The sequence below is a fragment of the Dokdonia ponticola genome, from assembly GCF_042653865.1.
In the GTDB taxonomy this organism is placed as follows: domain Bacteria; phylum Bacteroidota; class Bacteroidia; order Flavobacteriales; family Flavobacteriaceae; genus Dokdonia; species Dokdonia ponticola.
Map to the genome: position 1 here is coordinate 94,959 of NZ_JBHSFV010000007.1, position 25,293 is coordinate 120,251.

The 25,293-nt window shown below is 36.3% G+C and carries 23 protein-coding genes and 1 tRNA gene; 12 read left to right on the plus strand and 12 right to left on the minus strand.

The genetic code is table 11. The features are described from left to right. The first annotated feature begins 270 nt into the window (after positions 1-270). From ACFO3O_RS12280 to ACFO3O_RS12330, 11 genes are all read left to right on the plus strand, one after another. Entirely contained in the window at positions 271-1,887 is a 1,617-nt protein-coding gene (locus tag ACFO3O_RS12280) for a tetratricopeptide repeat protein (protein ID WP_379979199.1), read from the plus strand. A gap of 518 nt (positions 1,888-2,405) precedes the next feature. Then, positions 2,406-2,666, plus strand: a complete 261-nt coding sequence (locus ACFO3O_RS12285) for a hypothetical protein (RefSeq protein WP_379979201.1) — start codon at positions 2,406-2,408, stop codon at positions 2,664-2,666. Further along, complete coding sequence (locus tag ACFO3O_RS12290; RefSeq protein ID WP_379979203.1) at positions 2,666-5,239, plus strand: T9SS type A sorting domain-containing protein; 2,574 nt, start codon at positions 2,666-2,668, stop codon at positions 5,237-5,239. The genes ACFO3O_RS12285 and ACFO3O_RS12290 overlap by 1 nt, the downstream gene beginning before the upstream one ends. A 23-nt stretch (positions 5,240-5,262) precedes the next feature. After that, positions 5,263-5,472 (plus strand): hypothetical protein, encoded by a 210-nt coding sequence (locus ACFO3O_RS12295; RefSeq protein ID WP_379979205.1) that lies wholly within the window; start codon positions 5,263-5,265, stop codon positions 5,470-5,472. Positions 5,473-5,988: 516 nt separating this feature from the next. Continuing rightward, positions 5,989-6,537, plus strand: coding sequence for a YceI family protein (locus ACFO3O_RS12300; protein ID WP_379979207.1), 549 nt, complete (start codon positions 5,989-5,991; stop codon positions 6,535-6,537). A gap of 345 nt (positions 6,538-6,882) precedes the next feature. Further along, positions 6,883-6,970, plus strand: a tRNA-Ser gene (locus tag ACFO3O_RS12305). Between the two features lie 230 nt (positions 6,971-7,200). Continuing rightward, complete coding sequence (locus ACFO3O_RS12310; RefSeq protein WP_379979209.1) at positions 7,201-7,995, plus strand: MotA/TolQ/ExbB proton channel family protein; 795 nt, start codon at positions 7,201-7,203, stop codon at positions 7,993-7,995. A 28-nt stretch (positions 7,996-8,023) separates the two neighbouring features. Next, positions 8,024-8,488, plus strand: a complete 465-nt coding sequence (locus ACFO3O_RS12315) for a hypothetical protein (protein WP_379979211.1) — start codon at positions 8,024-8,026, stop codon at positions 8,486-8,488. A gap of 6 nt (positions 8,489-8,494) precedes the next feature. Next, entirely contained in the window at positions 8,495-9,112 is a 618-nt protein-coding gene (locus tag ACFO3O_RS12320; protein ID WP_379979213.1) for an ExbD/TolR family protein, read from the plus strand. A gap of 4 nt (positions 9,113-9,116) precedes the next feature. After that, positions 9,117-9,584 (plus strand): ExbD/TolR family protein, encoded by a 468-nt coding sequence (locus ACFO3O_RS12325; RefSeq protein ID WP_379979215.1) that lies wholly within the window; start codon positions 9,117-9,119, stop codon positions 9,582-9,584. Positions 9,585-9,689: 105 nt separating this feature from the next. After that, positions 9,690-10,394 carry a porin family protein gene (locus ACFO3O_RS12330; protein WP_379979217.1) on the plus strand — a complete coding sequence of 235 codons (705 nt, stop codon included), beginning with the start codon at positions 9,690-9,692 and terminating at the stop codon, positions 10,392-10,394. 24 nt (positions 10,395-10,418) lie between these two features. Here the strand turns inward: ACFO3O_RS12330 and ACFO3O_RS12335 are convergent, their stop codons facing one another. The 11 genes from ACFO3O_RS12335 to pyrH form a co-directional block, all read right to left on the minus strand. Further along, the gene (locus tag ACFO3O_RS12335; protein WP_379979219.1) at positions 10,419-11,024 is read right to left on the minus strand and encodes a hypothetical protein; all 606 of its coding nucleotides are present in this window, start codon (positions 11,022-11,024) and stop codon (positions 10,419-10,421) included. Further along, positions 11,024-12,475: an RNA polymerase factor sigma-54 gene (rpoN, locus tag ACFO3O_RS12340; protein WP_379979221.1), complete on the minus strand. Its 1,452-nt coding sequence runs from the start codon at positions 12,473-12,475 to the stop codon at positions 11,024-11,026. Before rpoN ends, ACFO3O_RS12335 begins: the two co-directional genes overlap by 1 nt. 100 nt (positions 12,476-12,575) lie before the next feature. Then, complete coding sequence (locus ACFO3O_RS12345) at positions 12,576-13,205, minus strand: response regulator transcription factor (protein WP_379979223.1); 630 nt, start codon at positions 13,203-13,205, stop codon at positions 12,576-12,578. Next, complete coding sequence (locus ACFO3O_RS12350; RefSeq protein ID WP_379979225.1) at positions 13,198-13,995, minus strand: sensor histidine kinase; 798 nt, start codon at positions 13,993-13,995, stop codon at positions 13,198-13,200. Before ACFO3O_RS12350 ends, ACFO3O_RS12345 begins: the two co-directional genes overlap by 8 nt. A gap of 87 nt (positions 13,996-14,082) precedes the next feature. After that, a complete protein-coding gene (locus ACFO3O_RS12355) occupies positions 14,083-14,685 on the minus strand; it encodes a hypothetical protein (RefSeq protein WP_379979227.1) in 603 nt (200 codons plus the stop codon). A gap of 124 nt (positions 14,686-14,809) precedes the next feature. Then, the gene (locus tag ACFO3O_RS12360; RefSeq protein ID WP_379979229.1) at positions 14,810-15,445 is read right to left on the minus strand and encodes a hypothetical protein; all 636 of its coding nucleotides are present in this window, start codon (positions 15,443-15,445) and stop codon (positions 14,810-14,812) included. Positions 15,446-15,563: 118 nt separating this feature from the next. Beyond that, on the minus strand, positions 15,564-17,006 hold the full coding sequence (asnS, locus tag ACFO3O_RS12365; RefSeq protein ID WP_379979231.1) for an asparagine--tRNA ligase: 1,443 nt from the start codon (positions 17,004-17,006) through the stop codon (positions 15,564-15,566). Positions 17,007-17,245: 239 nt separating this feature from the next. Continuing rightward, the gene (locus ACFO3O_RS12370; RefSeq protein WP_379979233.1) at positions 17,246-19,672 is read right to left on the minus strand and encodes an efflux RND transporter permease subunit; all 2,427 of its coding nucleotides are present in this window, start codon (positions 19,670-19,672) and stop codon (positions 17,246-17,248) included. A 65-nt stretch (positions 19,673-19,737) separates the two neighbouring features. Continuing rightward, positions 19,738-21,855 carry a DUF5686 family protein gene (locus ACFO3O_RS12375; protein ID WP_379979235.1) on the minus strand — a complete coding sequence of 706 codons (2,118 nt, stop codon included), beginning with the start codon at positions 21,853-21,855 and terminating at the stop codon, positions 19,738-19,740. Positions 21,856-21,940: 85 nt separating this feature from the next. Further along, the gene (gene frr, locus ACFO3O_RS12380; protein ID WP_379979237.1) at positions 21,941-22,498 is read right to left on the minus strand and encodes a ribosome recycling factor; all 558 of its coding nucleotides are present in this window, start codon (positions 22,496-22,498) and stop codon (positions 21,941-21,943) included. A 51-nt stretch (positions 22,499-22,549) separates the two neighbouring features. Next, positions 22,550-23,257: a UMP kinase gene (gene pyrH, locus ACFO3O_RS12385; RefSeq protein ID WP_379979239.1), complete on the minus strand. Its 708-nt coding sequence runs from the start codon at positions 23,255-23,257 to the stop codon at positions 22,550-22,552. A 257-nt stretch (positions 23,258-23,514) separates the two neighbouring features. Between pyrH and ACFO3O_RS12390 the strand changes: the two genes are divergently transcribed. Further along, the gene (locus ACFO3O_RS12390; protein ID WP_379979241.1) at positions 23,515-24,213 is read left to right on the plus strand and encodes a spondin domain-containing protein; all 699 of its coding nucleotides are present in this window, start codon (positions 23,515-23,517) and stop codon (positions 24,211-24,213) included. A gap of 72 nt (positions 24,214-24,285) precedes the next feature. Here the strand turns inward: ACFO3O_RS12390 and tsf are convergent, their stop codons facing one another. Further along, positions 24,286-25,251, minus strand: a complete 966-nt coding sequence (gene tsf / locus ACFO3O_RS12395) for a translation elongation factor Ts (protein WP_379979243.1) — start codon at positions 25,249-25,251, stop codon at positions 24,286-24,288. Positions 25,252-25,293: the final 42 nt, after the last annotated feature.

The window sequence follows — 25,293 nt, forward strand, 5'->3', positions numbered from 1 at the left end:
GTTCTCTTATTTAGAGGACTACGCTATTTTTTATTTTGAATGTTTCGTTAAAATAAAAGCAATACCATACATATGCTATTGCTTTTTCTATTCCAATGTAACATTGAAGTGAGTGCTGCTAGGGCCTCAAATAGGCCTCGTTTTGCTTTAAATGTGTATCTTATGGGTAGTAATTACCTATTTTTGAGGCCCAATTTGTTCATAAATCCTATATATAGTCCCTTGCTTGCTATGGTAAAGAGATCATTTTTATTTTTTTTGGTATTCTTTATGTTTTTCTACTCACTGTCTGCACAGTCTCAAGACAGTATTACAAAATCTCTTCAACTCAAAATAGAAAAAGCAACCTCCGACTCTATTAAAATACCACTTCGAATAGCGCTTGCTAATTATGTAAGAAATTCTGATGTAGAAGGAGCAAAAACAATTCTTAATGACGTTTTACAAGAGATAGAAGAACATGAGTATAGTAGTCTATACTATCTAAAACAAAAGGCAGATGTTTATAATGGATTTGGAGAATGTGCGCAGGATCAAAGTGATAAGGCAAAAGCATTGGACTATTTTTTAAAAGGCGTAAAAATTGCAGAAAAGATTGTAGACTCCGTAAGGATGGGAATTTCATATCACAACCTAGGATATTTATACTATGGAAAGGATGATCAAAACAAAGCAATGTACTATACCAATAAAGCGATAAAAATTAGGCAAGCTTTAGGAGAAGAATATTCATATGATCTCGCCATGACATATAATGTTTTGGGGCTAGGTTTTCAACAATTTAAGCAACCAGATTCTGCTTTGTATTACCTAGAAAAGGCAAGAGACATCGATCCGTCTGAGAACGCTCTTATTGTTACAAATTCAAATATGGCCTTCGTATATGTTGGGCTGAAAAAATATGAGAAAGCCATTCCTTTATTTGAGGAAAGTATTAAAATAGCGCGGACTCAAAAAGATTATAAAACGCTAAGTTCACATTTTCAGAACCTAGGCTACACGTATAGACAGCTTAAAGAATATGATAAAGCGATAGCACTTACCGATAGTGCCATTTTTTATGCACAAGCTATCGGCAATAAGAGGCAATTAGAAAATGAGTATTATAGTCGACATACGATACATAAACTCAAAGGAGATTATAAAAAGGCGTATGAAGATTATAAAATATCAAAGACATATTTAGACTCTATCCATAACATTGAAGAGTTAAATCGCTTTACAGCCTTAGATTTAAATTATCAATTTGAAAAAGAAAAGGAGGTCGCTACGTTGGCATTACAGGCTGAGGAATCCAAAAAACGTCTTTATTTTATTCTTCTATTTGTAGTACTCCTCTTGGGACTATTCATCGTTTATTTTTTAGTAAAAGACAAAAGACAAAAAATCATCCTTGCTAAAAAAGAGATCGCTTTAAAGGAAATGGAAAAAATACAATCAGAACTCACCCTAGCCAATCGCGAGAACGAACTCAAAAAAGTAGTTATAGAAAATTCCATTACAGAAGAGGTGTTGAATAAAACTCTAGATGAGATTAAAGGTATTATCACATTAGAAAGTGAGAAAGAACGTAAACAAGCACTGCGTACGTTATCTATGTCTTTATTGACCGAAAAATCAAGAAATAAATCGGCATCTAGTTTGCAGTCCTATCTTGATGAGGTGCACATTGATTTTAAGCTACATCTAGATAAAAATTTCTCCCAATTTAATAGAAAAGAAAAAGAGCTTATAAGTCTCATCAAGCTGGGTCTTACAACCGATGAGATAAGTAAAATCCTGAATACCTCTATCGCGTCTGTAAAGTCTACACGATACCGTGCGCGTAAAAAATTAGGGATTGAGCCTTCTACTGATATTATAGAGCATATTGAGCAGTCTCTTTAATACTTCCTCAAAAACTTCACTTTGTAGTGCTACAGTATGCGCTTTTTCTGCCTCTATAAGTTTGTACCACAGGTCCCATAAGTACGCTTTCGCGAAATCGAGGGACGAGATTCACGACCAAAGGGAGAGCGAAGCGGTAAATCGAGGGACGAGATTCACGACCAGAGGGAGAGCGAAGCGGTAAAGCGTACATCACAAATTTCTCACTTTTAAAGAGATTTTAGAAATAATACTCAGCGTTCATTTTTACATCCACAAAATAGATAGTCACCTTTTGACTCTTCCTATCAATGTCGGGATTGTTATATGTTTTTGCGGGATTGTTACAGCGTTTTTGTAAGTGTAGAATTAATTTTACATACTTGTAAATACGCAAGTAAATATATGCTATGAAGGTAAAAAAAATCAATTGGTTTTATTCCTGTTTAGTGCCATTTTTTCATCTTCAAGTATATTTTTTTTCTATAAAAGCACCTAGACGCTAGTATTGTACCGCGAAAATAGCAAAGCATTATAAAATGAAACGAAGACTATTCAATTTTATATTTTTTTTAGTAGCCGTAATATGTTTTGCCCAACCTTTTAAGGTAGATGGTGTAAACGACACTGTGATCGCTACCCTTCCCAACGAGGTAGCGATAACAGGCGGCACATCGAGTACACTGGAATGTTTCCGAGAGATGATTCATAACAATGCTAATAACGCTTTCAATATGTCAAAATATGAAAGCGATACACCCATAATAAATTATAAAACAATAACTACAAATACAATTTAATGATGAAACAATTTACACTTGGTATAGCGTTACTGTTAGTGTTCTTTACGATGAGCGCACAGGACATTACCCTTTCTTTTGAAAACCCAGAAATCACTACCGATGGGATGGATAGTTTTTATGAAGTAGATGTGATGATCTCTTCAGATGTAGCTTTTAGTTTAGGCTCTGGACAATTTTTTTTAGATTATAATCCTGCTGCTTTTGGCATACAGGTAGCAAACAACGGCGCTATTGAATTTGAGCGTCCAACTACTTCTTTATTAGGTGGGCAAACCATTGTTGATGTCGGAGGAACCCCTGTCCCGTTAGGCGCTAATTATACAAGTTTTATCTCTAACGATACCACAGATGATAAAGTATCCTTTATTTGGCAGCAAAACGCCAGTGGAGGAATGTATGGAGATAATGTGCCCACAGCAACCCCTGTGGAATTAGTGCATTTAAAAATACGTTTCTTGCCAGGTGCTACAGCAGAAGACCCTTCGGTATGTTTTGATGCTACCAATCCTTTTGATGATCAGTTTTTTACGGCCTGTGGTCCTTATGATCCGTTGGTAGGTTTTAGTTTTGAAACCGCAGACTGTTTCAATGAGCCTGGGAGTCAGATTTTAGATTATACCCCAGATTGTTCAGGAGCTGTAATTTTTAATGGTGTGAACTTTGTTTGGGAAAACGACGCATGGACACCACAAGACCCAGAAGGAGTGTCTACCCAAGCAGATAACATTGAAGTACTGTCTCCCGATGCGATCTTAGTAGGAGATGTTGTTGCCAATAATGTAACTGTAGCAAGTGGAGGAACACTTGATATCGCAGCAAATACGTTAAGCTTACACGGAAACCTGGATGTGGCAGGTACCTTAACCGCAGATCAATCGACTATTGCTATTTCTGGAGCAGCGGCTCAAGCTATAGGAGGAGACTTCAGTGTTTTAAACCTTGTAGTCAATAATACAGGTACAGCAGATGCTTCTTTGACAGGGACAGTAGATGTTCTGGGTACAGTGACGCTTACAGATGGAGTTCTTAACGTATCTGGAGGTACCCTTACATTTAAGAGTAACGCATCCACAACCGCGATGCTTGATGAGGTAGCTGATGGAACGATTACGGGGGATGTTACTGTAGAGCGTTATATGTCTAGCCGTCGTGCTTTTAGGTTAACGACAAGTGCCGTAACAACTACCTCAACGATCAATGCCAACTGGCAAGAGGGTGTCAATAATGTAGATGGAACCAACCAAGATCCAAACCCAGGATTTGGAACACATATCACAGGAGGAGATGCTGGCGCCAATGGTTTTGATGATACCGAGACAGATAATGCCTCTATGTTTGTTTTAAATAACGTAGGGCAAGCTTGGGAAGCTCTGACCAATACAGATACCGATGTTTTAACTGCAGGAAAAGGATACCGTCTTTTTATACGTGGTAGTCGTTCGATAGATTTAACGTCAAACACACCAGCACCTTCAGAAACGATTTTAAGGGCTACAGGAAATCTAGCGATAGGTGATGTGTCTCAGACCGATTTTAGTCCAGTAGCAGGGGATTTTAACTTCTTCGGAAACCCATACCAAGCCTCTGTAGATATGGGAGCAGTTACTACTGCTTCTACTAATGTAAATACGAATCAATACTTTATGTGGGATCCGTCTTTAGGAGAACGTGGGGCGTATGTAACGGTATTACTTCCATCAGGAACTAATACGTCTATGTCTGCAGCCAATCAATTTCTACAACCAGGTCAGGCAGGATTTGTAACTACGGCTACTGCGGGAGCTGCATCCATCTTATTTACTGAAACCAGTAAAGCCGTAGGAGAAAATACAGCAACTTCATTTACAGAAGACAATCCACTAGAAGAGGCGCATATTATTGGTCAATTATACCGTACAGATGCTTATACTAATGGGGCATCATTACAAGATAGTTTTGGTATCTTTTTCTCCCCAGATCATAGTAATAGTATCACTTTAGAAGATGCCCCTAAGTTCTTTAATCAAGATGAATCTATGGCAATTGCCAATGGAGATCACATCTTAAGTATCGAACGTCGTTTTTTGCCAGAAGAAGGAGAAGTGATTCCATTAGTTAACACAACCTACAGAGCAGAGGCGTATACGTTGGTCGTAAATGTAGCTTCTTTAGGAGAAGTGACTGCCTATCTAGTAGATGCCTTTACAGGAGTTTCTACAGCGCTCACAGAAGGTGAAAATGTAATTTCTTTTACGGTAAATTCAGGCGATGAGAGTTCAGCGAGTGATCGTTTTAGTTTTGCTTTCGCGGAAGCGGCATTAGCCACAGAAGATACTGAAGCGTTTACACTTACGATGTTTCCAAATCCAATAGGCGATTCAAACCTGAATACTGTATCTACAGATTTGCAAGGAAAAGCAGTAAACCTTACTGTTACCAATATGTTAGGACAACAAGTGTATCGTAAAGAGCTACAGTTTGCTGGAAATACACTTACGACAACAGCAATGAGTACTGTAGGTAAAGGAATTTATTTTGTCACCTTAACTAGTGATAAAGGGACCGTGACACGCAGAATTATCAAACAATAATCATAACATAAAACAGACATAAAATGAAAACATATATAAAGGACATAAGAACCCTATTACTCATCGCTGGATTGATGGTGTCTCTAAACGTTAGTGCTACTACAACTCAAATTACTTTTGAAGATGATGTAGAAGATGTACCACCACCCATGCCTATAGATGGCTTGTTAGGTCTAGGGCTTGCAGCAGGAGCATATCTAGGATTACGTAAGAAAATTAAAAAAACGATTTAAGAGTTTTTTCTAGGCATAATTATTTTAGTGAGATATTATAATTGGTTTAGTGAGCGACGGGGCTCTTTTTTTGGGGAAGAGCTCTTTTCTCTCTTAAAATAATTGTGTAAACATAGGCAGTAGTTAGTTTGTGAAATGACCCTCTAGAAATTTTCAGGGGGTTGTTTTGCGAACTAAAGCAAGTTTCAAAAAGATATGTTATTAGTGAAACGTTGTTTTGTAAAGTCTGAAAGACGCATTCAGAATAGTTTGTTGAACTCCTGCCCGTCCGGCAGGCGGGAATCTCGCTTTATAGCGGGATCTATGGTGTAATACCTCGACCCTTAGGTCAATTTTCAGGATCTAGGGCTTGTCCTGAGGTTTAACTTATTATTGTAGAGGTTAGCAATACTTTATTGATAATCCCCCAGAGATGGATACTAATGCCTGTGAGATTATAGTTGCCTTGTCAAATAAGGTTTTTCCCACTGTAATTGAGCAGGACAGTATCTATATTAGGAGTAATTAGTAATTAATATGAATAAAATAGTTTTTCTTTTCCTTTTTATAACTCCTATAGCGACCTCTCAGAAACTATCCAGTAGCTATAGTACCAGACTAGGGAAGGTGACTATCTCCTCTTGTACAGTGGCAGAGGATATTGAGGCTATCAATAATCAGGCATTTTGTGTTTTAAATCCAGAAACAGGTGATATTGCTTTAGATATATTAATGAGGGCATTTGTATTTGAAAACACACTCATGTATGATCATTTTAATGAGAGTTATGTAGAATCTGACTTGTATCCTAAAGCCGTGTTTAGAGGTGAAATCATTGATTTTGACCTTACTCAATCTGATACTCAAATACGAATGATTGAAGGTTTTCTTACATTAAAAGACCAAACAGTTCCTTTAGCTTTTAAAGTTGAGATTGACAATACACCTACCTCTTATGTGCTGTCAGGAACTACAGTAGTGTTGCTAGAGGACTATAGTATTAAAATTCCAAAATTATTGACTTCAAATATTTCAAACAGTATACACGTTTCGTTTCGTTTTGAATGTAAAGTTTCTAATATGTAGGGAGCTTTTATCTCTTTCTACAAGGAAGTATTCGCTTTCGCGAAAGCATTCCATCAAGGGATAGCTTCAAATGAAAGCATAGGTACATTAGAAAATACCAATCATACCTTTGTTTTACATTATAATGGGTGTTATTAGAGGTCTATTTTTGTTTACAATACTCTTTATAGAATATTGTTTCTTGTGTTTTCATACAAAAGCTGTTTCAAATCTCAATTAGGTAAGAGAAATGTTAAGTTTTTGACATTTTTTCACTTTTTACAATTTTAGGGAAACGTTTATTTTTTTATTACTAACTATTTTAGTTCTTTTGTCAGCGCTGATAAAAATAGATATTAGCTAACTAGAGAGGTGGCCGAGCGGTCGAAGGCGCACGCCTGGAAAGCGTGTATACGCCAAAAGCGTATCGAGGGTTCGAATCCCTTCCTCTCTGCTTTAATAAAGATAGTTGGTATTCTTTATTTATGTTCATAGAAATAGAAACTAATCAAGGACTTTTTTTACTATTAAAAATGACCTATTATATTCTAAGTAAGGAAGTCTAGTCAATATGACGTGCTTACTAGGTTTGTGTAAATAGTTTCTATCTGCTATTTTTTTAGAATTAATCTAATTAATTACTATATTTAACCCTTTACTAATTTAAATTTAAGATCAAGAGCAATGAAAAAATTATTCTCTATTATGGCAATCGCAGCTGTTGTAGCTTTGGGTACTTTTACAACACAAGCCAGCAATGCGCAAACAACCCTTCCAGTTCAAGTACAGCAAATCGTTGCTAGTGTTGACTCAGGAGCAACATTTCAAGATGCACCAGCAGAAGAAGAACTATCTTTTACACAAGATTTAAAGAAACGTTTTATAGAAGGAGGACCTGGATTTATGGGAATTGTTCTTTTATGTCTTATCTTAGGTTTAGCAATCGCAATAGAAAGAATCATTTATTTAAACTTAGCTTCTACTAATAGTAAGAAACTAGCACAAAGCGTAGAAGATGCGTTAAATAGTGGTGGTGTTGAAGCTGCAAAAGAAGTTTGTCGTAATACAAAAGGACCTGTAGCATCTATCTACTATCAAGGACTTGACCGTGTTGGTGAAGGCGTTGAAGCAGCAGAAAAAGCAGTAGTTTCTTATGGAGGTGTTCAAATGGGACAACTAGAAAAGAACGTTTCTTGGATTTCATTATTTATTGCACTTGCACCGATGCTTGGATTCATGGGAACGGTAATTGGGATGATTCAAGCGTTTGATAAAATTGAAGCAGCAGGAGATATGAACCCAGCCTTAGTAGCAGGGGGTATTAAAGTAGCACTTCTTACAACCGTATTTGGACTTGTAGTGGCTATTATACTTCAAATTTTCTATAATTATATTATCGCAAAAATTGATAGTATCGTAAATGATATGGAGGATTCTTCTATCACACTTATCGATATGCTTGTGAAGCACAAAAAATAATAGTAACACCTAAACACTTTAAAAAATTATGGGTTTACATAAAATATTAAAAATAATAGTCGGTGTTCTTGGAGTCGTGGCTCTTATTATTGCGGGAGTAGTAGCTTCATTAGACAGCGAAGGACTTCAGGAAACACTGAAAGCAGCAAACGGAGATGTCACTGCGATTGATGTACCATCAAGTATTAGTTATTTGATGATGATTGCATACGTTGTACTTGCTTTAATTCTAGTGCTAGTCATTATATTTGTTATTAAAGGACTTGCTAGTGGTAACGCTAAAAACACTTTAATAGGTGTTGGTGCTTTTCTAGCAGTGATCGCTGTGTCATATCTCTTAGCTAATGGTGTTGAAACACCAATGAAAGATGGAGAAGTATTATCGGCAAATGGATCAAGATGGGTAGGCGCTGGTATAAATGCATTTTATATACTTGCCTCGATAGCCATTGGCTTAATGTTGTTCTCAGGAGCAAAGAAACTTGTAAAATAACATATTATGGCAAAACGCTCAGCACCAGAAATTAATGCAGGATCTATGGCAGATATTGCGTTCTTGCTTCTTATTTTCTTCTTAGTTACTACAACTATAGATAAAGATAAAGGATTAGTAAGGCAATTGCCACCACCTCTCGATGAGGAGATTATACCTCCAATTATTAAACAGAAAAACCTGTTTGTTGTATTGGTAAATGGTAATAACGAACTTCTCGTAGAGGATGAACGAATGGAATTAAGAGACCTGCGTCAAGCAGCTATTGATTTCTTAGACAACGGTGGTATTCCAGCGGGGCAAGAAGGACATTGTGAATTCTGTCAAGGAGCTAGAAGCCCTAGTTCTTCAGATAATCCCGATAAAGCGATTATCTCTATGAGTAGTGATAGGAAAACAAACTATACTACCTATGTAGCTGTTCAGAACGAATTAGGAGCAGCGTACAATTTTCTTAGAGATAGAGAGTCACAACGACTTTATGGATGGAAATATACAGAAGTTAAGGCAGCTATTGATGCTGGAAACTATGATGGTAACGTAGAGAAAACAGAGGAGAAATTAAAAGAAATTAGAACACTAATTCCTTTTAAATTGTCTGAAGCAGAACCAAAAAGCAACTAACATTATGTCAAAGTTTAAAAAGAAAAAAGGAGGAGAACTTCCACCAGTTAATACAGCATCCTTACCAGATATTGTATTTATGTTGTTGTTTTTCTTTATGGTAGCTACTGTACTTAGAAAGAATGATCTTAAGGTTCTAAATCAATTACCACCAGCAGATCAAATTGAAAAGCTGGACAAATCTAGAACGGTTTTCATTTATATTGGAAAACCAGGTGAAGGTTATACTGGAAAAAGTAAAGTAGATATCGTACAGATAGGAGATCGTATTGTAGATGTTACTGAAGTAAAATCTGCTATTCTACAGGAAGTAACAAATTTACGAGAAGAGCTTCAAAGCTCTGCTATTGTAGCTTTGAAAATTGATAAAGATGCAGAATCAGGAATTGTATATGATGTAAAACAAGAACTGCGTGAAGCAAACTTGCCTAAAATTATATTTATTACTACGCCTAATAAGTCAGTAAATTAATCGAAGATTTTATAATTAGTAAAAAAACGCCTTGATACTTCAAGGCGTTTTTTTATGCCTTTAGCTAGTGATCATTTCTTGTATCTTTGTGATAAACCTAGTTTTGTGAAATATACTGTTTTTTACATATTGCCATTTTTACTGTGTTGTCCATCTGTTTTTAGTCAAGATGAGATTGTAGAATACACCGTTATTGATTCTTTATATAGAGAAGATCAAGTCTATGTTGGGGTTACGTTTAATTTAATCTCCAACAGACCAGACGGAATTTCCCAAAATGGTCTCAGCGGAAGTATGCAGCTAGGATTTATACGAGATATGCCTTTTAATAAACAGCGTAATAAAGCAATAGGTGTTGGTTTAGGAGTTTCTCTAAATACGTTTAATCAAGATCTTTTTATAGGAGAGGAAGAGGATGGTTCTACGACTATTTTTTCTACCATACCAGAAGATGTTAATGCAGATAAGAACCGATTTACTTTTTATTCATTAGATATGCCTATACAATATCGATGGAGGACGTCTACCCCTACAAAATATGCTTTCTGGCGAATACACACAGGCATAGAGTTTAGTTACATTTTTAGATTTAAGTCCACCTTCATAGGTGAAAATAACCAAGTAAATCAAACAGATGTTCCTGAGCTAAATAAACTCCAATATGGTTTGACATTTGCCTTTGGCTATGGCGCCTTTAACTTTCAGGCCTATTACGGTTTAAATACTCTTTTTAGTGGTGATGCTACAATTAATGGGGAAGATGTAAGCCTACAGGTTATCCGGTTGGGACTTCAGTTTTACTTTTTATGATCAATACATTTGCTGGTTTTGATCTTACAACCAATATTTAAACGACATAAGTTGAGGCAGTGCGCCCACAAAAAAACCTATAATTAATTCTATATAGGTATGTGCTTTTGCATCTAATCTTGAGGTGGCAGTACCCCCACATCCTATGACTAACAAGGCGATAAGTAGTAATAAGTTTTGATTAAAATGAATGCTCAATCCTATAATAAACGTGAGTAAACCAGAAATACCTATCATGTGAAGACTTGCCTTAAATTTAGCAAACACCAATATAAGCGCTGCCAGACTAGATCCTAAAATACCTACAAAGAAAAAGTAAACCTCAGGAATCTCATACCCCTTAAAAACAATTTTGAGTAATAAAAGCGTGAATAAGAGTTGCATCAGTAATGGATATCGCCGCTCTTTTACTTTTTTTAAGTGTATTTCTGTGACCAAATTCAGGTTTTTGAGCATGAAATAGCTTAAAATAGGAATGATAACCGTCATAATGACGGTGGCAAATACCTTAGAAAAGAGAAAAGAACTATTAAAAAATCGTGGCGAAATCTGAAAATATAATAAAACGCCAGCTATAGGCATAAATAGCGGATGAAAAATATAAGACAAACTTCGGATGATGTACTTCATTAGATTTGTTTGCGGAGTCTGGCAACGGGAAGATCTAGCTGTTCTCTATATTTAGCTACAGTACGTCTAGCTATAGGATATCCCTTCTCTTTTAAAATACCAGCGAGTTTATCGTCAGTTAGTGGTTTTTTCTTATCCTCTTCCTGAATAACAGTTTCTAGAATTTTCTTGATTTCTCTGGTAGATACTTCTTCCCCTTGGTCATTGGTCATACTTTCACTGAAAAATTCCTTAATCAATTTGGTGCCGTAAGGGGTATCTACATACTTACTATTGGCTACACGAGATACTGTAGAAACGTCCATGCCAATTTCACTAGCAATATCTTTAAGTATCATAGGGCGTAAATTACGTTCGTCGCCTGTAAGGAAGTATTCTTTCTGATAATGCATGATAGCACTCATCGTCACAAATAATGTCTGCTGGCGCTGTAAAATAGCTTCTATAAACCATTTTGCAGCATCTAGTTTCTGTTTTATAAACATCACCGCATCTTTCTGCGCTTTTGTTTTCTCTTTAGAAGCTTTATACCCTTTAAGCATATTGCTGTAATCTCTAGAAACCCGGAGCTCAGGTGCATTACGTCCATTAAGTGAAAGCTCTAATTCTCCCTCTACAATGCGTATGGTAAAATCAGGTACTACATGTTCTACAATTTTTGTATTGCTAGCGTATGAACCTCCTGGTTTAGGATTTAAGTGTTCAATCTCTTGAATAGCATCTTTGAGCTCCTGTTCAGAAATACCAAATTTAGACATTAATTTTGTGTAATGCTTTTTGCTAAAGTGATCAAAAGATTTTTCAAGGATGTTAATGGCCAGTTCCACTGATTTTGTAGGCGCTTTTCGCGAAAGCTGTAATAGTAAGCACTCCTCAAGATTACGGGCCGCCACTCCTGAAGGATCTAAATCTTGCACTTTAAAAAGGACCTCTTCTATTTTTTCTTCAGTGGTGTACACGTTTTGAGTAAAAGCAAGATCATCCATTAAGTCAGGAATAGACCTTCTTAAATACCCACTTTCATCAAGACTTCCTATAATAAATTCGGCAATATCTCGCTCTTCCTCTGAGAGACGAACCGTGTTCAGCTGTGTTTTTAGATACTGATTAAAAGAAGTTCCAGACGCATAAGGTACCTGCCTATCCTCATCATCAGCGCTGTAATTATTAGCGCTCAAGCGATAGTCAGGAATCTCATCATCACTTAAGTATTCATCTACATTGATGTCGGTTTCTATGGTGTCGTTTCCGAAATCTTCTTCGGTGTTGCTAAACTCATCAAACTCATCCTTTATTTCTTCCTTACCGCTGTCTAGTGCAGGGTTTTCTTCAAGCTCTTGCTTTATTTTTTGCTCAAAAGCTTGGGTAGGCAATTGAATAAGCTTCATCAACTGTATTTGTTGAGGAGATAGCTTTTGCGAAAGTTTAAAATTAAGTTGCTGTTTTAACATACAACAAAAATAAGCAAAAGAGAGAAGATCATAGCGTTATATTTTACACTAGAAATCGTAATTATTGAAGCTATTGAAAATAAAATCTCACAAATCTTAATTATGGCTTAAACAACCCGTGTTTTATGGCGTAGATTACAAGCCCTGTTCTATTTTTTAAATTCAATTTAGAAAAAATACTATCTCTGTATCCTTGCACTGTTTTTGGACTTAAGAACATACGGTCTGCAATTTCATTGTAGGTCATCTCTGTACAGGCGTGTTTTATGAATTCCAGTTCCCTTTCTTTAAGGGTAAGTGAACTCTCTTCATGCAGGCTTCTTACAAGGATTTGAGAGACGGTATTGGTGTGATAAAACCCTTGGGTCATCAATTCTTTTAAAGCGCTTTCTAGCACTGATTTTTCAGTGTCTTTTAGTAAATACCCTTTGGCTCCTGCGCGGAGCATTTTTAAAATCGTGCGTTCTTCTTCTTCTACAGAGAGCGCGAGTACTTTGATGTTAGGATAGTGTTCTTTAAGATATACGGTGGTCTCTATCCCATCCATAATAGGCATATTGACATCCATAAGTACGATGTCTGGGCGCTTGTTTTCAAAAACCAGCTGATCGATAAGTTCTTGCCCATTTTTACAGGTGTACAACACTTCAAAATCTTCAAAAGAATTAACAAGTCCGCTAATGGCCTGTGAGAGGAGGGTATGGTCGTCTACTACTACAAGTTTATTCATATGATTCGTTTTTTGGTGTGTATGAGAGATGTAGTTGTGTGCCATCTCCTTTTTTGGAAGAGACAAGGATCGTCGCTCCAATCAATTTACCTCTAGATTCTATGTTAGAAAGGCCTATGCCATTTTTTGCTTTCGCGAAAGCGATATCAAACCCAACCCCATTATCTTTTGCTTTGATATCCAAGGTGTCTTTTGTGTAGGTGATACACACATCCAGATGACTCGCCTTCGAATGTTTAATCGTATTCGTAAAAAACTCCTGAAACATCCGGAAAATAATTGTTCCGATTTTTTTATCTATCGTAATCGGTGTGCCTGTAACGTTCAAACTTGTGGTCAGATACTCCATACGTGTGAAGCGGTTTAATTCCAGCTCTATCGCCTCAATGAGGGTCATATTATTCAAGGCTTCAGGGTTGATCAGTTTAGACAGTGCACGTATTTCCGTCAATCCTTTTCCTATGGTGTTGGCAGCTTCATCTAGTTGCGCCTGATCTCCACCCGCATTTTGGGTTTGTATTTTAGCAAGCGTTAGGAGTTGCCCAATATTGTCATGTAATTCCCAGCTAATATTACGTAAGGTTTCTTCTCGAATTTCTATCTGTGACTCTGCAATCTCACGTTCAAAACGTTTTTGAGAGGTTTGTTGTTCGATGAGAAGTTCATTTTTGCGTTTGATGAATACAGAGAATAATACCCCAACTACAATTAATAAAAGTAGTAATATTGTTATAGATACTAACGCTAAAATTAGCGTGTTATCATCAGGATTACTTAAGTGAATGGGCAAATTTTCTTTTGTTTATAATATTATGAGATACTAAAAATGGTGTTTTTCAATTTAAAAAAAATTGAAGTTTGATATTCTTAAATATAGTTAATTATGTTGATGTCTTTTTTCAGACCATATAAATCCAAAAATGATAATCAAATTGGAAACGATACTTATAATTGAAATTACTATAGGTAATTGAATATTAAAAAGTTTTTTGTCAATTTCTGATAAGTCAGAAGGCTCATAAAAAATTTGAATAGCTAAAATAATAGGGTAAGAAATATTAAATATTAAGAATCCTATATTTATCCATAATAAGAGGTCTTTTTTAATTTTTGAAATCTGAGTGCTTTTAATAAGATCTATAGAGTAATACATAATAGCTATGACAGTTATTATCGCGCCATAAATAAATGAATAGTCTAAAAAGAACCTTATTGGATTTTCAAATAAAGAATTTATTAAATAGAATAGCCATACGGTATATAATAATACAGTTACAATACGTTGTCTTAACTTCTTGGGGTCATTAATATTTCTTTTTATGATCCATATTATGACAGAGAACCTTATAACGTCTAAGATGTTATAAAATATATTATTTGAGACAATTGTGGGAGATGTTTTTTTGTAATACTCCCAATACTCAAATGCAAGTATATCATTAATAGCGATATACCAAAACAGAAACAAGAATAATCTCATTTCTGTATGCTTATATTTATAGAAATAGAAAGTAGCTGTGATGGCAGTAATAAAAAGGATAACAAATTGTAAGTTGCCTAAAAACTCCATAAATACTTTCTATTCCTATAAACTTTATATATTATTAATAATCTCCTTCATCCGTCGCTGGCGGTGGTCTTCTTCCTCCGTGATTCCCAGCAAGGCTCGTAATAGAGTCTTGTACGGTAAGCGTTAGATTAGTTCGGCCAGCAGGTTTTTTCCCATAGTCTAGAATTTGTCCTACGGGAACAGCCATGCTATTTCCGTTTTGATGTTGGATAGCAAAAGACACTTCTTGGTTGTCTTTATAAACCATCGTCGGATTAAAAAATACCGTTTCTGCCCTTGGATGTTTTTCATTCTTAGTGTCGGAATACTGACCTAAATACACGCGCAATCCTTTGATTCTTGTTTTTGATTTTTTGGCTTCTTTATCAATGTATTTCATGTATTGTTTTAACTCCTCAAAGTCAAATGTCACGGAAGTTGTCGCTAAATAAGGATCTTGTCCTTCTGGTAAATCAGCGTTTTCAGTTTCTTCAATTAAAGAAATTCTATTCTCTCTATAGTTGGCAAACAATTCAGCGCCTTTTTCTACAGGAATGATCATGTCAGGTGCTTCTACAACCGTAGGAGGGTCGTTATTGCCATCATCTTGATTATTAGTGTGCTCTCCTTTACAATTAACAAGCAATAATGCCATCATGGATAGGGGAATCATAAAGTTTGAAAATTTCATAATTGTTTTTTGGTTTAGTGGTTATGAATGTGATTTGTCGTAAGGTACAATGATACGTGTAGTTATTGCAAAAAAAAAGGGGCGAAAGCCCCTTTTTTGTATTGTATTATACCTGAAATTAAAATTCAGCATGTCCAGGAAACCTAGGATAAGGAATCACATCTCGTATGTTAGTCATACCCGTAGCAAAGAGCACTAAACGCTCAAAACCAAGACCAAACCCACTATGAACGCAGGTGCCAAACTTACGAGTGTCTAAATACCACCATAGTTCTTCTTCTGGGATATCCAACGCCGCCATTTTTTCTTTAAGCACATCTAGACGTTCCTCTCTTTGGGAGCCTCCTACGATCTCTCCTATACCTGGAAATAAAATATCCATCGCACGTACCGTTTTACCATCCTCGTTCAAACGCATGTAAAATGCTTTGATGTTTGCCGGATAATCAAAAAGAATCACAGGGCATTCAAAATGCTTTTCTACCAAGTAACGCTCATGCTCACTCTGTAAATCTGCGCCCCATTCATCTATAAGATATTTAAATTTCTTTTTCTTATTTGGTTTACTATCGCGTAATATCGCAATGGCTTCCGTATAGCTTACACGTTTGAAATTATTGGCAATCACAAACTCCAGTTTCTCTCGTAATAACATGGTTGCACGCTCTGCCTGTGGTTTTTTCTTGTCTTCGTCTACCAGACGATTTTCTAGGAATTCGAGATCATCTTGACAATGTTCTAACACATATCTGATCACGTATTTGATAAAATCTTCAGCAAGATCCATGTTGTCTGCCAAATCATTAAACGCAACCTCCGGCTCAATCATCCAAAACTCAGCAAGGTGTCGGGAGGTATTACTATTTTCGGCTCTAAACGTAGGACCAAAAGTGTATACTTTTCCTAAACCTAATGCATAGGTTTCTGCTTCTAGCTGTCCAGAAACCGTAAGATTGGTTTCTTTCCCAAAAAAGTCTTGACTGTAATCAATACTACCGTCTTCTTTTTTAGGTGGGTTTTCTAGGTCTAATGCGCTTACGCGAAACATTTCTCCGGCACCTTCTGCATCACTTCCCGTAATAATAGGGGTGTGTGCTTGGTAAAAACCGTGTTCGTTAAAATACTGATGTACGGCAAATGAAAGCTTAGAACGCAATCTCATTATAGCACCAAATGTATTAGTGCGAACACGTAAATGTGCTTGCTCGCGAAGCTTTTCTAAGGTATGGCGCTTCGGAGATAAAATCGTTCGTTTTACGTCTTCTGGATCGGCATCTCCTTCAATGTGTACAGTTTTTACTTTGATCTCTACGCGTTGTCCTGCTCCTTGACTTTCTTCTAGTACGCCAGTAACAATAACAGCAGCGCCCGTAGTAATCCGCTTTAAAAGTGCCTCGTCCATGTTTTCAAAATCGACGACACATTGTATATTTTTAATGGTAGAACCATCGTTAAGTGCCATAAACTGATTGGCTCTAAAAGAGCGTACCCATCCTTTTACAGTAAATTCCTGATGTATAGCATCACTAGCTAAAAGGTCGATTACGGATATATAGGTCATAGTTTTTCTTGTTTTAAATCCCACGGCGGATTTTTGGTTACTTCGACTTTCTTGATCGAAATTTAATGATGTTTTCTAATCGATTTTTGATCCCTATTAAAAGAGAATCAATTAGGAGAGGCAAATATAAAGATGTTTTGAAATTGAGACCGTACTTTAAGAAGGTAAATTTTGATGATCCGCTTTCGCGAAAGCGGATAAAGAATCATTCCATACCACTCATACGTATTTGGAATAGATTAGTGCATAGCATCTTCTTGAATTTTGTCTTTTTCAGCTTGCTGGTCTTCGGGTAATTCTGTAATAATTTGAAGCGAAGGTTCCTTAAGCGTTTTCTTGTTGGCAATACTACGTTCTAACGAAAGCAACAAGGAAGGAAGTAGTAGTAAATTGGCAAGCATGGCAAATAATAAAGTCGCGCTTACAAGACCTCCCAAAGCAACGGTTCCTCCAAAGCTACTGATCATAAATACTGAAAAGCCAAAGAAAAGGACTATAGAGGTGTAAAACATACTCACGCCTGTCTCACGTAACGAAGCATACACCGATTTTTTTATTTTCCATTTGCTCGCACGCAATTCTTGCCTGTATTTGGCTAAAAAATGGATGGTATCATCTACAGAGATTCCAAAAGCAATACTAAAAACAAGTATGGTGGAAGGTTTAATAGGAATGCCTATAAAGCCCATCATACCCGCAGTTACTAGTAATGGTAATAAATTGGGAATTAGCGATACCAAAATCATCTTAAAAGATCGGAACATCCAAGCCATAAATAAGGCAATAAGCAAGATGGCAAGAGATAGACTTATGATCAGGTTATTTACCAGATAATTGGTTCCTTTTTGGAAAACCAATGCTTTTCCGGTAAGGGTCACCTCATACCGATCTTCTGGGAATAAGGTTTTTATTTTGTTTCTTAAGTTTTCTTCGGCACGCTCCATTTTGTCGGTGCCTATATCTTTCATAAAGGTAGTGATACGTGCATATTGCCCTGTGCTGTCTACGTAGGCGCCCATGAGATTGGTTTGATCAGAGAAGGAGCTTGTGTAGGGAAGAATAAAATTACGCTCGTTACTACTAGGGAGTTGGTAATATTTTGGAGAGCCATTGTAATACGCTTGTTTTGCGTATTTCACCAAATTTACAATAGACACAGGTTTTGATAACTCGGGTTGCTCTTCTATCACAACGCTCAGTTCTTCCATTCGTTTGAGTGTGGCGAGTTTCATAACCCCTTTAGGGCGTTTAGTGTCTATTAAGATTTCCAAAGGCATAATTCCATCAAATTCTTGTTCAAAGAACTTAATATCTTTAAAAAATGCGGTGTTCTTTGGCATATCTTCAATCAGACTACCTGAAACGCGAATCTGATTAATGCCAATCATACTTGCCGTTAGCAGGATGACACTAACTATAAAAATAGCAATGCGTTGGGTTTTGACCATACGCTCCATCCAATTGACAAATCCTTCGATCCAGTTTTTGCCCAAATGTTTTAAATGCTTGTCCTTTGGGGGTGGCATATAACTATAGATAATGGGTATGATCAATAAAGAAAGAAGAAAGATTCCTATAATATTGATACTAGCTACGACACCAAATTCTTTAAGTAACGAACTTTCAGTCAGGATAAATGTAGCAAATCCAGATGCTGTGGTGATGTTTGTCATCAACGTAGCGTTTCCTACCTTGGTAATCACCCGTTGGAGTGCTTTTATTTTATTGCCATGGGTTTTGTACTCCTGCTGGTATTTATTGATTAGAAAAATACAATTAGGAATACCTATCACAATAATGAGCGGAGGAATCAGTGCGGTGAGCACCGTGATTTCGTATTTTAATAATCCCAAAAATCCAAAAGCCCACATCACGCCTATAACTACAGTAATCATAGATATAAACGTAGCCCGATACGATCTAAAGAAGAAAAAGAATAATAATGAAGTCACTAACAAAGCACCTCCAACAAACCAGCCTATTTCATCAATAATATTTTGTGAGTTGAGTGTTCGTATGTAAGGCATTCCACTGGTATGTACTTTAAGACCAGAATCTGCTTCAAATTTTTCTATAAGTGGTATGAGGTCATTGACTATAAAGTCTCTTCTTGCTGGTGTATTTACGATTTCTTTATCAAGATAAATAGCAGACCGTACGGTACCGGTTTCCTTATTATAAATTAAATTTTCATAAAAAGGGAGGTCATTAAAAAGCTGCTTTCTATAATCAGATGCTTGTTTTAAGGAAGTAACGCTATCTGGAATAAATGATTTTAGATCAAATCTAGAAGGATCTTCTTGTTTGTCTAATAACTTAAGGTCTTTGAGAGATATAGATAGAGTGACTTCTGAGTATTGATCAATTTTTTGTGATAAGTCGTTCCAAGCATTTAATAAATTGGGTGTAAATAGACTGTCGTTTTTAATGCCAATCACAACGAGATTACCCTCCTCTCCAAATTTATCAAGAAACTTGTTGTATTCTAAGTTGACTTCGTGGTCGTCTGGAAGGAGATTTGCTTCTGTATAGGTAAATCGCATGTGTTGCCACTGGAAACCTAAAAAAACAGTAGTGGCCAAAACAAGGATAAGAATAAGAGGTCTATTACGCAGGATAATTCCTGCAATGCTCTCCCAAAATCCCGAACTTAAAAATTTTGCCATTACCTCTGTTTACAGTCGCAAAGGTATTCTTTTATTAAAGAAAATCCGAGAGGTGAGATACTTTTCTAAAGTTGTAAATTAAAAGTGAATTTAAATGCAATATTATCTTCAAAATTGGGTAGATGGTACGCCCCATATCTATAGGTAAAACTGGTTCCAAATCCGAAAAGTAATTTATTGATTTCAAAACCAGATTCTGTGTATCCTTCTTTTAATGAGCCAAATTGGATGTCTAAATGATCTTCAGGGTTGCGAATATCTCCAATAGCAAAACGGGTAATAAATACCATTTCTGGCTTAAAGCTTTTGCCTATGTTAAAAGGAGCGAGTCTGTGTTTAAGTTGAGCAGTTACAAGCCTATCAGAGAAAAACTCACTAAAAAACATGGTTTCAAAACTATTGACTCCCGCCACAGAAAAACGCTGCAGTATGGTTTCTTTAGTAGGGGCATTGGGGTAGGCTTGAAATAGGTGCGTGATGGGTAAATCTCCAAACCCAACATTCCCTTCTACTAGTAATTCGGTCGCAGATTTGTTTAATCGGTCTAATCGATAGAAAACTTTAGCGCCAAATTTTGTAAAATTAAAATCACCTTCCAAGCCATCGATACTTTGAGATATTTGAGCAGTTACTTTTGGATATCCATCATACACTTCATTGATTCCAGCTTTGGTTTTCATAAACTTACTGCCTGGACTCCATCGTATGCCCGCTGTTGCTTCTGTAATATTATAATTGCTTATTTCCTGACCATCTTTAATATAACGATAGGCTGTTGTTTGTTCTATGCGTCTATGTGCCACTTGAAATTCAGAAAGTAATTTGGGCGCGATGCGGTATTCTAGATTAGTTCGAGTAGTTCGGTGTTTGTAAAACAGGTTGATATTTACGAGCCTTGGTTCAAACAAAGAGTAAACACGTCTATCTGTGAGGTACGCATAGTTTCCTACCTCTTCCAGATCACTATTATAGGTGAGACTTATCCATGCGTCTTTTTTTTCGTTGAGAAGTACACCGCCTCCTACACCATACTTGATGTCTTTGTCTTTAAATCCATACGCTCCATAGCCTTCTATTCGAAATCTTTTGGAAAAACTTTCATTGGTTACGCCTCCAAGTCCTAATCGGAGTCCTTCAAAGTTGTTAAATTTTACAGGATAGGTGAGATCAAAGTCAAAAAAGTTGACACTGTAATACCCAATACTAAAATTGTTAATAGTCCCTAAGCGGCGTTCGATATTTTCTGCATTGACGATTCTCTCTATCTCAGAAAAACTTCGTTTATCTTTTTTTGTTAAATCTTCTTGACGATATTTTTGCCAGAAACTGATAGGTTGCTCAGTAGCTTCTGGTTGTAAATTGATAGCGTAAGGTTGGGTTTTTATTTCTTTCGCTTTAAGCGAAAAATTACTATTGCTAGTTGTAGAAACAAGATACTTTTTTGTGATCATTTCCTCTAGGTCTTCCTCCTGTAGGGTTCCTATAGAAATACGTCCTCCAAAAAACGAGAGACGTCTCTCGCTATTTCCTTTGTCAATAAAAAGAGCTCTGTTTTCGGGAAGGTATATTTGAGCTTCTTCATTGAAAATGTAGGATTGACTCAGCTTTATTTTGATGGCATCGTCTAAGCTTACGTTGACATTTTTAATAGCCAGCCTTTCTTTGTCCAATATCATGACACCTGAAAGCCCTGGAATAGCTTTAGGTCTTTTTGGGGAGAAAGAAATATGTATTTCGTTTTCTGTTGAGGAGGGTAGGAGTGTATATATGTAATTTCTGACCCCTCTTTTTGATAAAATACCAGCATATCGCGTATTGAAAATCACAAAATCTTCATCGTAAAAAGAACGCGATTGTAAGTTTACAGCAAGTACTTCATAACGTATTTTTTGAAACCCTGCTAATTGAAAACCTATGACATCTTCGGTAAAACCCTGAAAGGTAGTATAGGTGGTTTTGCTCACCTTTTCAGAGAGGTAACTGTGGGTACTTGTGTCTAGACTATCTGTGATGATTGTTTTTTCATAACTGGTAAACGTATAATTAGAAAGAACCGCCCGTGGATCATTAGTATCTCTTAAAGAAATAGCTTTTTGTATAATTTCTTCGGCAGTTTTAGAAGACTCTCTTTGCGCAAAAGAAACGGTATGTATACACAATAAAACAAAAAGTATTCTATACATAAAACAGGATATGTGAATTCAAATGTATTAAAAAAGCGACCGATAAAGGTCGCTTTTTGTATTTGTTTAACGATCGTCTCGTTCCTTAAACGGTCATAATTTCTTTTTCTTTTGTAGCAAGTGTACTATCTACTTTTTTAATATAGGCGTCTGTAAGATTTTGGACATCTATTTCTGCATTTTTTATAGCATCTTCAGAGGCGTCTTCTAGTTTTTTAAGTTCGTTGTTTGCGTTTTTTCTATCATTACGTACACCAATTCTTGCATCTTCTGCTTCAGCACGTGCTTGTTTTACTAGATCCTTACGTCTTTCTTCAGTGAGAGGTGGTACATTAATAATAATGCTTTCACCATTATTCATAGGGTTAAAACCTAAATTTGAATTGATAATGGCACGCTCTATATCTGCAATAATTGATTTTTCCCATGGTTGTATAGATATCGTTCGTCCATCAGGAGTATTCACGTTGGCTACCTGAGACAGTGGTGTAGGACTTCCATAATAATCTACCATAACCCCTTGAATCATTGCAGGGCTCGCTTTTCCAGCGCGGATAGTCAATAATCTTTTAGAAAGATGTGTGATAGCACCATCCATAGCTTCTTTAGTACTATCTAATATAAATTGAATTTCTTCATTCATAATAAAACATATTTTAAACGCAATTTAACAAAAACTGCGCCATATACTAATTTATAAGTTGACTGTCGTTCCTATTTGTTCTCCCGTGACAACTCTTAATAGGTTGCCAGGTTTATTCATGTCAAAAACAATGATAGGAAGTTCGTTTTCTTGACTCAAAGTAAATGCGGTTGTGTCCATTACTTTTAAACCTTTCCGTAATACATCGTCAAAAGAGATGTGATCATACTTTACAGCATCACTATCTTTTTCTGGATCTGCATTATAGATTCCATCAACGCGTGTTCCTTTAAGGATAACATCTGCTTCGATTTCTATGGCTCGTAAAACAGCTGCAGAATCTGTCGTGAAATAGGGATTTCCTGTTCCTCCACCAAAAATAACAACGCGTCCTTTTTCTAGATGGCGCATAGCTCTTCTTCTTATAAAAGGCTCTGCGACTTCATTTATCTTTATAGCTGTTTGCAGTCGAGTTGGTATTCCCGCATCTTCAAGAGCGTCTTGAAGTGCTAGACCATTTATTACGGTGGCGAGCATTCCCATGTGATCACTTTGTACACGATCCATTCCTTTGCTTGCGCCTGCAACTCCTCTAAAAATGTTCCCACCTCCTATTACAATAGCAATTTGGACACCAGTGTCTAAGACTTTTTTAATGTCAGCTGCATATTCAGATAGGCGTTTTGGGTCTATACCGTACTGACGATCACCCATTAAGGATTCGCCAGATAACTTAAGTAATATTCTTTTATATTTCATAGGTTGAAAAAGATTATGCAAATATAGTGCTTATACTACTTTTTTTAAGAAATTCTTTTAAGCAACATCTATATCTTATGGCGTATAGATTTATCTTTAAAAAAAAAGAAAATACCTCATTTTATGTAAACTATTATAAACTCTTACCTTTAGGGAGTGACAAGTTTATTATATTTATGTCTTAAATAGGTATGTGCCATGAGGTATGTATTATTTTCCAAAATATTTTTTAAAATTAAAAACGTATACAATCAATTATGAACAAATTATTTAAATGGAGTTGCCTTGTTGTTTTATCTTTTTTTATCAGTTGTGGAGGTGATGATGATGGAGGACCTGATCCTGATCCAACAGGACCTGGTTTACCAGAAGCTAGTGCTTCTTATAATTTAGATTTTACAACAAACTTCACAGAAGAAAACAACCCTCAGGATTTTCCTGCAAACGCTTCTTTTGGAACCATTGTAGCAATAACACACGCACCAGAAGTATCTGTATTTGCCTTAGGGCAAGCAGCGTCAGAAGGTATGGCATTATATGCTGAATCTGGAGATGTAGAAGGTCTTTCTAGTTTTATTAGTACTTCATTAGGAGAGGATGGCGATGGTCTTTTTAGCATTGTCACATCTGGTGTATCTGGTCCTCAGGCTACAACAAACACCTCTGTTAATGTAAATCTAACGCGTACTAGAATTACTTTTCTAGCAAGGTTAAATCCTAGTCCAGATTGGTTTTTAGGTGTAAGTTCTTTTAATGTAGTAGATGGAGAGACGTTAATAGATATGGAAAGCATTGAGCTACGTCCTATTGATGCTGGTGTTGTTCTTGGAAATACTTATGAGGCAAATGATGGCGAAGAGAATGCTTCGATCAGTTTGTATGACGGGGCTCCTTTTGGAAACGGAAATCCACTTACAGAGCCATTAGCAACACTTACTATAGAGAGAGTTGATTAACTATAGCTAAGTACAAAATAAAAAATGCGCTCTAGAAACAGAGCGCATTTTTTTATAGATATTTTAATCTCTTTATGCTAAAGAAACTCTTTCAAATCCTGTAACACTAAGGTTGCCCTTGCTTGCTACATAATCAGCAACGTTTACACTTTCATCCATGATGAAACGCTGATCAAGAAGACATTTTTCAAGATCAAGTGTTGTGTTGTCAGCAATATAGCGCTCTAATTTTCCAGGAACAATTTTATCCCAGATTTGCTCAGGCTTTCCTTCTGCTTTTAATTGTGCCTTAATATCATCTTCTGCCTTGGCAAGAACCTCAGGAGTTAATTGAGACATAGAGATGTATTCAGGTACGTTTTTAAGCGTTTTTCCTAAACGAGCTAATTCGATATTATCTTTTTCTATTACTGCAATTCTAGCTTCTGTTTCAGAAGCAACATAAGCAGGATCAAAATCTTTATAAGATAATGTTGTTGCACCCATAGAAGCAACCTGCATAGAGACAGATTTTGCAACTTCGGCAGATGCATCGGTAGCGGCAGACAAACCTACTAAAGCTCCAATTTTATTACCGTGAACATAAGATCCTACAAAAGGAGCTTCTAATGTTTTGAAACCTCCGATTTCAATTTTTTCACCAATAACACCTGTTTGCTCGATAAGCTTTTCTGCAACTGTCATTCCTTCAAAACTTGCAGCGAGGAACTCCTCTTTAGAGTTGGTTCCTAAAGCGATATCTCCCATTTGATTAGCTAATGCAACAAAAGCATCATTTTTTGCAACAAAATCAGTCTCACAGTTAAGTGAAATAACAACACCTCTAGTGTTATCATCGTTGATTTTTGCTACAACAGCACCTTCACTAGAATCTCTGTCGGCTCTTTTTTCAGCAATTTTTTGTCCTTTCTTACGTAGGATGGTAATTGCTTTGTCAAAATCACCTTCGGCTTCTACTAATGCTTTTTTACAATCCATCATACCGGCTCCGGTAGATTTTCTAAGCTTGTTTACGTCTGCGGCTGTAATATTTGCCATAATTATTTTCATTTTCATTTCCGAAAAAGCGGAAATCTCATT

What these genes read in the sequence shown, in the direction of transcription:
- ACFO3O_RS12280 (WP_379979199.1), top strand. Translation starts at nt 271, where the DNA reads ATGTTTTTCTACTCACTGTCTGCACAGTCTCAAGACAGTATTACAAAA.
- ACFO3O_RS12285 (WP_379979201.1), top strand. Translation starts at nt 2,406, where the DNA reads ATGAAACGAAGACTATTCAATTTTATATTTTTTTTAGTAGCCGTAATA.
- ACFO3O_RS12290 (WP_379979203.1), top strand. Translation starts at nt 2,666, where the DNA reads ATGATGAAACAATTTACACTTGGTATAGCGTTACTGTTAGTGTTCTTT.
- ACFO3O_RS12295 (WP_379979205.1), top strand. Translation starts at nt 5,263, where the DNA reads ATGAAAACATATATAAAGGACATAAGAACCCTATTACTCATCGCTGGA.
- ACFO3O_RS12300 (WP_379979207.1), top strand. Translation starts at nt 5,989, where the DNA reads ATGAATAAAATAGTTTTTCTTTTCCTTTTTATAACTCCTATAGCGACC.
- ACFO3O_RS12310 (WP_379979209.1), top strand. Translation starts at nt 7,201, where the DNA reads ATGAAAAAATTATTCTCTATTATGGCAATCGCAGCTGTTGTAGCTTTG.
- ACFO3O_RS12315 (WP_379979211.1), top strand. Translation starts at nt 8,024, where the DNA reads ATGGGTTTACATAAAATATTAAAAATAATAGTCGGTGTTCTTGGAGTC.
- ACFO3O_RS12320 (WP_379979213.1), top strand. Translation starts at nt 8,495, where the DNA reads ATGGCAAAACGCTCAGCACCAGAAATTAATGCAGGATCTATGGCAGAT.
- ACFO3O_RS12325 (WP_379979215.1), top strand. Translation starts at nt 9,117, where the DNA reads ATGTCAAAGTTTAAAAAGAAAAAAGGAGGAGAACTTCCACCAGTTAAT.
- ACFO3O_RS12335 (WP_379979219.1), bottom strand. Translation starts at nt 11,024, where the DNA reads ATGAAGTACATCATCCGAAGTTTGTCTTATATTTTTCATCCGCTATTT.
- rpoN (WP_379979221.1), bottom strand. Translation starts at nt 12,475, where the DNA reads ATGTTAAAACAGCAACTTAATTTTAAACTTTCGCAAAAGCTATCTCCT.
- ACFO3O_RS12345 (WP_379979223.1), bottom strand. Translation starts at nt 13,205, where the DNA reads ATGAATAAACTTGTAGTAGTAGACGACCATACCCTCCTCTCACAGGCC.
- ACFO3O_RS12355 (WP_379979227.1), bottom strand. Translation starts at nt 14,685, where the DNA reads ATGAGATTATTCTTGTTTCTGTTTTGGTATATCGCTATTAATGATATA.
- ACFO3O_RS12360 (WP_379979229.1), bottom strand. Translation starts at nt 15,445, where the DNA reads ATGAAATTTTCAAACTTTATGATTCCCCTATCCATGATGGCATTATTG.
- asnS (WP_379979231.1), bottom strand. Translation starts at nt 17,006, where the DNA reads ATGACCTATATATCCGTAATCGACCTTTTAGCTAGTGATGCTATACAT.
- ACFO3O_RS12370 (WP_379979233.1), bottom strand. Translation starts at nt 19,672, where the DNA reads ATGGCAAAATTTTTAAGTTCGGGATTTTGGGAGAGCATTGCAGGAATT.
- ACFO3O_RS12375 (WP_379979235.1), bottom strand. Translation starts at nt 21,855, where the DNA reads ATGTATAGAATACTTTTTGTTTTATTGTGTATACATACCGTTTCTTTT.
- frr (WP_379979237.1), bottom strand. Translation starts at nt 22,498, where the DNA reads ATGAATGAAGAAATTCAATTTATATTAGATAGTACTAAAGAAGCTATG.
- pyrH (WP_379979239.1), bottom strand. Translation starts at nt 23,257, where the DNA reads ATGAAATATAAAAGAATATTACTTAAGTTATCTGGCGAATCCTTAATG.
- ACFO3O_RS12390 (WP_379979241.1), top strand. Translation starts at nt 23,515, where the DNA reads ATGAACAAATTATTTAAATGGAGTTGCCTTGTTGTTTTATCTTTTTTT.
- tsf (WP_379979243.1), bottom strand. Translation starts at nt 25,251, where the DNA reads ATGGCAAATATTACAGCCGCAGACGTAAACAAGCTTAGAAAATCTACC.